Annotated in this window: 3 protein-coding genes and 1 pseudogene; 1 reads left to right on the top strand and 3 read right to left on the bottom strand. The window is 63.6% G+C overall.

The genetic code is table 11. From position 1 onward, the window contains the following. A pseudogene (locus tag VN004_RS21715) lies at nt 1-250 on the top strand (short-chain dehydrogenase); the annotation flags it as partial. Here VN004_RS21715 and VN004_RS21710 read toward each other — a convergent pair. The 3 genes from VN004_RS21710 to VN004_RS21700 all read right to left on the bottom strand — a co-directional run. Beyond that, nucleotides 229-813, bottom strand: a complete 585-nt coding sequence (locus VN004_RS21710) for a DNA-deoxyinosine glycosylase (RefSeq protein ID WP_325022038.1) — start codon at nt 811-813, stop codon at nt 229-231. The pseudogene VN004_RS21715 and the gene VN004_RS21710 overlap by 22 nt on opposite strands. A gap of 7 nt (nt 814-820) precedes the next feature. Further along, entirely contained in the window at nt 821-1,303 is a 483-nt protein-coding gene (gene rlmH / locus VN004_RS21705) for a 23S rRNA (pseudouridine(1915)-N(3))-methyltransferase RlmH (RefSeq protein ID WP_325022036.1), read from the bottom strand. A gap of 70 nt (nt 1,304-1,373) precedes the next feature. Beyond that, the coding region (locus VN004_RS21700) for an RsfS/YbeB/iojap family protein (RefSeq protein ID WP_325614260.1) at nt 1,374-1,502 on the bottom strand (129 nt) is incomplete at its 5' end.

The raw sequence follows: 1,502 nt of genomic DNA, 5'->3' as shown, positions 1-1,502 counted from the left end.
GCTCGCGACGATCGATATCGAGAACTCGCCGCACCGGGACGTCTATCAGAGGCGCATCGAGGCGATGAAGGCTGGGGGCAAGGTGACGTTCAAGCTTGAGCCCGCGGCGGTCAGCAAGCGGCTGATCCATGCGGTCGAAAGCACGCGGCCACGGCGGCATTACTACGTGACGACGCCGACTTATCTCGCGGTCGCCATGCGGCGGGTGCTACCGCAATTCGGCATCGATTATTTTACGCGCAATTCCTGACGCTTGCCGGCCGGCTCGGTGTAGGGCGTGAGTTTATCGCGCCAAACGGTGAGCTTCTCATCGAGCGTCTTGGTGTAGAGCGGGCTCGACGATGGCAGTTCGATCATCGTGAAGTCATCCGCTGCGACGGTGCCGGGCTTCAACACGAAGCGGCGGAAGAGATCGCGGGCTTTTTGGCCGTTGAAGGCAATCGACCGGATTGCCGGATTTTCCGCGAAGTAGGCGCCGAAGGCGTTGGCGATTGGATTTCTGATCGCGGCGTCCGCGCTGCCGATGCGCTCGGCGCCTTCCAGCACATCCCACACGGCCCAGCGGTTGATCTCCAGAAGCGCCACGCGCTCCTCATAGGTGAGAGGAAGCGGCTTGCCGGAGAGCGCGGCCATGATCGGCCAGAAATGGTTGCGGGGATGCCCGTAGTATTGCTTGAGGCGAAGTGATTCTTCGCCTGGAAGCGTGCCGAGGATGAGCAGATGCGCGCCGGATGGTCCAATCGGCGGGAAACTGTATTTGATCACCGGCCTGCTTTCGGCGGGCAGCAGCACGTTGTTGTTCCGGGCGGCCATTAGCCTCTCATGCGCGATGGTAGGGGTGGCCGGAAAGGATGGTCGCCGCCCTGTAGAGCTGCTCAGCGAGAACGACGCGTGCAAGGCCGTGGGGAAGGGTAAGCGCGCCAAGCGATAATTTCATGGCCGCAGCGGCGAGCGCCGTATCGCCGTGACCGTCCGGGCCGCCGATGAGGAAATGGCAGGTTCTCGCGCCGCCGTCGCGGATCTTGAGCAGGAAATCGGCGAAGGCTTCGCTGGTGAGCGATCGGCCGAGCGGGTCGAGCGCGACGGCGACGTCGCCCGGTGCAATGTCTTTCAGGAGACGGGCGGCTTCATCGCGCTTGCGCTCGCCGGCGGCCGCCGCGCGGCTTTCGGGAAATTCCCGGATATCGAGGGGGCCAAGGCTCAGCGCTTTGCCGGCGCCACCGAAACGTTTGGCGTAGCGCTCGACAATGGCGCGTTCCTCGGCATCCTTCAGTTTCCCGACCGCGGAAATGGCGATGCGCATCAATCGTCCGTTAGCGCGGCCGAAGTTTCTCGGCCGCGTCCGCTTTCGGGTGGTCTACGCAATCCCGCAATCAGTGCTGCGAGGAGTCGCCGCGCGATGCGTCCGGCGGGATCTCCGCCTGCCACATCTTTTCGAGGTTGTAGAATTCGCGGACCTCGGGCCGGAAGACGTGAACGATCACGTCGCCGGTGTCGATCAG

Origin of the sequence: Pseudorhodoplanes sp. (genome assembly GCF_035565855.1) — a bacterium.
Taxonomy (GTDB): domain Bacteria; phylum Pseudomonadota; class Alphaproteobacteria; order Rhizobiales; family Xanthobacteraceae; genus Pseudorhodoplanes.
This window is presented reverse-complemented; position numbering and strand designations above follow the sequence as displayed.

What these genes read in the sequence shown, in the direction of transcription:
- VN004_RS21710 (WP_325022038.1), bottom strand. Translation starts at nt 813, where the DNA reads ATGGCCGCCCGGAACAACAACGTGCTGCTGCCCGCCGAAAGCAGGCCG.
- rlmH (WP_325022036.1), bottom strand. Translation starts at nt 1,303, where the DNA reads ATGCGCATCGCCATTTCCGCGGTCGGGAAACTGAAGGATGCCGAGGAA.